Here is a 4,182-nt window from a genome sequence, read left to right as displayed (position 1 = left end):
GCGGGGCACTTAATTACAACAAAAGTAAGGATCTTTTAGTTTTGAGTAACGCTGAATACGGGACACTAAAGCGCGTCCGATGACAATGAATGAAGTATACATTGTCACTTGATTGGTACTAAACCCAACCTACATAACGCAATACAAAAAGCCCAAAGGTTGAAGTAAACATTGAAAATAGTGTGCTTCCCGCAATAATCGCAGCAGTGAGGTGATAATCACCACCAATCGTTCTAACCATAGGATAGGCAGCAGCTGCGGTCGGTGCTGCCGTCATTACATATAAAACACCCAGTTCATCACCTCTAATGCCACAATAATATGCAATCACGGTTGCCACTACTGGCAAAAACACGATTTTACTACTAATTGCAGCATATAAAAGTTGTGAAGCTCTGAACTCATGCAGTCGAATCGAAGCGCCTACACATAACAAGGCTAAGGGCAAGGTCATACGCGCCAGATAATCACCTGTGTCGATGAGCACCTTAGGTAGTTTTATCGAAAGCAAAGCAATAATTATGGCAATAAAAATGGCGATGGCTAAAGGGTTCTTTAGCACACTCAATAGCACTGTTTTACCTGAGGGTGCAGCTGACTGATGATAGTACAAGGTCAGGATCGAAAAGATATTGACCGGTATCACTAATGCCGCGAGATACATTGACGCTAATGGTAGGACTTGTTCTCCAAAGGCATTGGCAGCCAAGGCTAAACCTACAATTGCCATATTACCTCTGCAGGCACCTTGTACAAAAGCTCCTCGAGAAAATTGAGTAGGTATATATAAGGCAATGCCATGCATTAAAACAAAAGAGCCAAGCATAAAGAGCCCAGCCACAATAATTAAAAAAAGTGGAAAATGACTGGTTAAATCAGTGGTAGCAATATTCACGAACAACAAAGCAGGTAAGGTCAAGTTGAAGACTAAGCGCGAACCCACTTGTGCAAACTCATCGTTGATCCAGCCTATCCGTTTCAACACCACGCCCAACACAATGATCAAACTAATAGGTAACGTGACATCAATAGCAAAAAATAAAGACTCTACGATCATTTTTGAATGGCCACCTTGGCAGTAAATCTAGCGCCTAACAAACTTGGATTATATTTGACAAATATGCCGCACTTAATAATGAGGGGGCGGTGACTCTTCATGTTCTTCAGCCATATTACTTGGCTCTATAGAACGGACTTTATTTGCCATTTGTTTAAAGGAAAACTGTAAATCTTCCAGCTGCTTTTGCTGTGCAATGAGGGCCTTATTTAAGCTTTCTATAGTGTCTTCTTGAAAGGCAACTTTCATCTGAAGTTGTTCGATATCATCTATGATTTGTTGCATATTAATTACTCTGTATGGGCCATATTTCTGCTAAACCGCTGCTACTTTCTGAAATCACCCGATTGTCATCCCAAAAACCGACTGCATATACTACAGCGGTTTGCGGCCGAGTGCCTGCTCTAGGTGTCACCCGCCATGACTTTATTTCATTGCCAGTTTGCACATCCCACAAGTTAAGCCGCCTAGCTGGAGAGCCGGTCAGTAGATATTTACCGTCTTTTGAGAAAACCGCTGTGCTGAAAATCTTCTGCCGCTCAAAATAATGCAAATAGCTAATAGATTGTCCTGTGCGTAAATCCCAAACTCGTGCGTCTCGTTTACTATCTGCAGTAAAAGCAAAACGACCTTCGTCATCAAGCGCAACTTTCGTTACCCGGCTAGAATGTTCAAACTTATGGATCACCTGTCCACTGCGAGTATCCCAAAGATAAGCGACATAGTCATTACCACCGCTGAGGGCATAAAACCCGTTTGGTGATAAATCAATACTGTTGATTTTTTCGCTATGCCCCAGAAACTCAAGTCGGCGTCCCGTTTGTGGTTCAAAATACATCACCTTGCCATTACTGCGTCCAACCAATATACCTTGACCTTGGTTAGCTACGGCAATATCTCGAATATTAGACTCGTCAATACGCCAAAAACCTTCAGGCTCTCCATTAGTTAAATTCCATAAAACAAAGGCATCTTGATCCGAGGTAACGGCATAAGTGTTATCAAAAGCAATGTGAATATTCACCACTAAATTGCCTTCTTCGCCTTGGTTCCATCCATAACGCTTTGTATTAGTTTTCAAGTCCCAGACTGAAATACCGTTTGAAAGATTAGAAACGATAGCCAATGTTCCATCAGCGGAAATGCTCGCAGCATCAACACCACCATCATCATGATGAAAAGTTTGCTGTGCTTCATCGGTTAATTCACCACAAGCCACTAACATCACAATAAGTAACATAAAATAGTAGCGAATTTTGAAAAGATGGCTCATCTATGGGTTTCTCTTTGTTATAGCTACGTTTAGACTAGGCGTTTACTAACTTGTCCCAGTTTACTTGAGTTAACTCAAGTCTTTACATCTATCGGAGAATTATAATGAAAAAGGCGTTAATCGCTATCTTAATAGGCTCAGCTTTAGGCTTGAGCGCTTGTCAACCTGCTCCAGAACCAGTTGATATGTTAAAAGTCGAAGAGTTAAAACTCGAAACTGACGAGCAAAAACAAGCTTATGCGATGGGGGCAAGTGTCGGTCAATTTATTGAAAGTAAAATACTGGTTCAAGAAGACTTAGGCGTTGAATATGATAAAACTATCATGGCTAAAGGCTTTATTGCTGCTATCCAAGGGCAATCACAGTTAAGCATGGAAGAAATGCAAACCATCACTCAGAGCATTGAAGCCAAAATACGTGAAAAACAAGCAGAGTCTGCAGCCAAAATCGGCGCTGAAAACATTGCAGCGGGCGAGGTTTTCTTAGCTGAAAATGCCAAACGTGAAGGCGTGATTGTGACCGATTCTGGGTTGCAATATGAGGTGCTTGTTGAAGGTGATGGCGTACAGCCAGTAGCAGCAGATACAGTTAAAGTGCATTACCGGGGCACACTGTTAGATGGCACTGAGTTTGATTCATCATACGCGCGTAATGAACCTGCAGTATTCCCTTTATCTAGAGTAATCAGTGGGTGGACTGAAGGCGTGCAGTTAATGAAAGTTGGCTCTAAGTTCAAGTTCTACATTCCGTCCGAACTGGCTTACGGTAACCGTAGCACCGGTAAAATAACAAGTAACTCAACCCTCATTTTTGAAGTTGAACTACTTGAAGTGACACCGGCAGAAGCCACAGAATAAACCAAAACAAAATTCATAAAAAAAGCCGAATTTTTTACATTCGGCTTTTTGTTGAGTCAACCAGCTTGTTTCCATGCTGAACCTTATTCCCTCGTTGCTGTTACCCTTCAAAAGGGTCGATTAGCCCAGACCTAACTGGGTGAAAATAACAATTTGTCTGTAAAACAATGAAAAACGATTCAACTTACCTCTTTGTATTGTCATTATTGCCAAAATGAATACGTTTGGTGCTTCAGAAAATTAAGTTAAAATCCACAGCGTTTTGACGGCAAATTTTCAAAACGAAGGCCTACGCAAAATCAGGTACTGTTTTTTAATACCCAGCATTTTGCTTAAATAAAGCATAGTAGAAAATATAAACTTAGCTGCAATTAGTCTATTTATTTTAGTAATAAATGGTGATTAAAAGTTGGTTTTTAATAGCGCTTTTTGTTCCAATATACTTTCATAATGACGTGAAAATGCATCACCGGTGCAAGTGCTGCTTGCTTAGTTTGCTATGCGAGTCAAAATGAGCTCCTTCGATTCACATATAATTAGGTTCAGGCTTGAAAACAAAATTAATTACTCCTGAAGGCTATAAAAAGCTCAAAGATGAACATGACGAACTCTGGTATAACCAACGTCCTGAAATTACTAAAATTGTCACGTGGGCAGCGAGCTTAGGGGATCGTAGCGAAAACGCAGATTATCAATACAACAAACGCAAGTTACGAGAAATTGACCGACGAGTTCGCTACCTAAGAAAGTTACTGCCTGACTTACAAGTTGTCAGTTACTCGAAACAACAAGAAGGCAAGGTATTCTTTGGCGCCTTGGTTGAGATAGAAAACGCTGCAGGTGAAAAAAAGCAATTTCGTATTGTGGGCCCTGACGAAATTTACGGAGACTCAAAGGGCTTCATTTCTATTGATTCCCCCATGGCCCGAGCACTATTAAAAAAACAAGTTGACGATAGTGCTGTGGTTAATACCCCCTCTGGTGAGAAAGAATGG

At 41.0% G+C, this 4,182-nt stretch carries 5 protein-coding genes; 2 read left to right on the top strand and 3 right to left on the bottom strand.

Annotated elements, in window-relative coordinates; genetic code table 11:
- Positions 1-118: 118 nt before the first annotated feature.
- The 3 genes from NWQ57_RS07850 to NWQ57_RS07840 all read right to left on the bottom strand — a co-directional run bounded on the left by NWQ57_RS07850 (position 119) and on the right by NWQ57_RS07840 (position 2,282).
- A complete protein-coding gene (locus NWQ57_RS07850) occupies positions 119-1,057 on the bottom strand; it encodes an AEC family transporter (protein ID WP_306021591.1) in 939 nt (312 codons plus the stop codon).
- Positions 1,058-1,129: 72 nt separating this feature from the next.
- A complete protein-coding gene (locus tag NWQ57_RS07845) occupies positions 1,130-1,342 on the bottom strand; it encodes a SlyX family protein (protein WP_306021590.1) in 213 nt (70 codons plus the stop codon).
- A gap of 1 nt (position 1,343) precedes the next feature.
- Positions 1,344-2,282 (bottom strand): WD40 repeat domain-containing protein, encoded by a 939-nt coding sequence (locus NWQ57_RS07840; RefSeq protein WP_306021592.1) that lies wholly within the window; start codon positions 2,280-2,282, stop codon positions 1,344-1,346.
- Positions 2,283-2,434: 152 nt separating this feature from the next.
- Here NWQ57_RS07840 and fkpA point away from each other — a divergent pair, with 152 nt between their 5' ends.
- On the top strand, positions 2,435-3,187 hold the full coding sequence (fkpA, locus tag NWQ57_RS07835; RefSeq protein ID WP_306021589.1) for an FKBP-type peptidyl-prolyl cis-trans isomerase: 753 nt from the start codon (positions 2,435-2,437) through the stop codon (positions 3,185-3,187).
- A 548-nt stretch (positions 3,188-3,735) separates the two neighbouring features.
- Positions 3,736-4,182: transcription elongation factor GreB (greB, locus tag NWQ57_RS07830; RefSeq protein ID WP_306021588.1), on the top strand; the 447-nt coding region annotated here is incomplete at its 3' end.

The organism is Paraglaciecola sp. (assembly GCF_030730205.1).
Lineage (GTDB): Bacteria > Pseudomonadota > Gammaproteobacteria > Enterobacterales > Alteromonadaceae > Paraglaciecola.
Note: the sequence above shows the minus strand (reverse complement) of the source record. Positions and strands in the feature narration are given on the sequence as shown.

What these genes read in the sequence shown, in the direction of transcription:
- NWQ57_RS07845 (WP_306021590.1), bottom strand. Translation starts at nt 1,342, where the DNA reads ATGCAACAAATCATAGATGATATCGAACAACTTCAGATGAAAGTTGCC.
- NWQ57_RS07840 (WP_306021592.1), bottom strand. Translation starts at nt 2,282, where the DNA reads ATGTTAGTGGCTTGTGGTGAATTAACCGATGAAGCACAGCAAACTTTT.
- NWQ57_RS07850 (WP_306021591.1), bottom strand. Translation starts at nt 1,057, where the DNA reads ATGATCGTAGAGTCTTTATTTTTTGCTATTGATGTCACGTTACCTATT.
- fkpA (WP_306021589.1), top strand. Translation starts at nt 2,435, where the DNA reads ATGAAAAAGGCGTTAATCGCTATCTTAATAGGCTCAGCTTTAGGCTTG.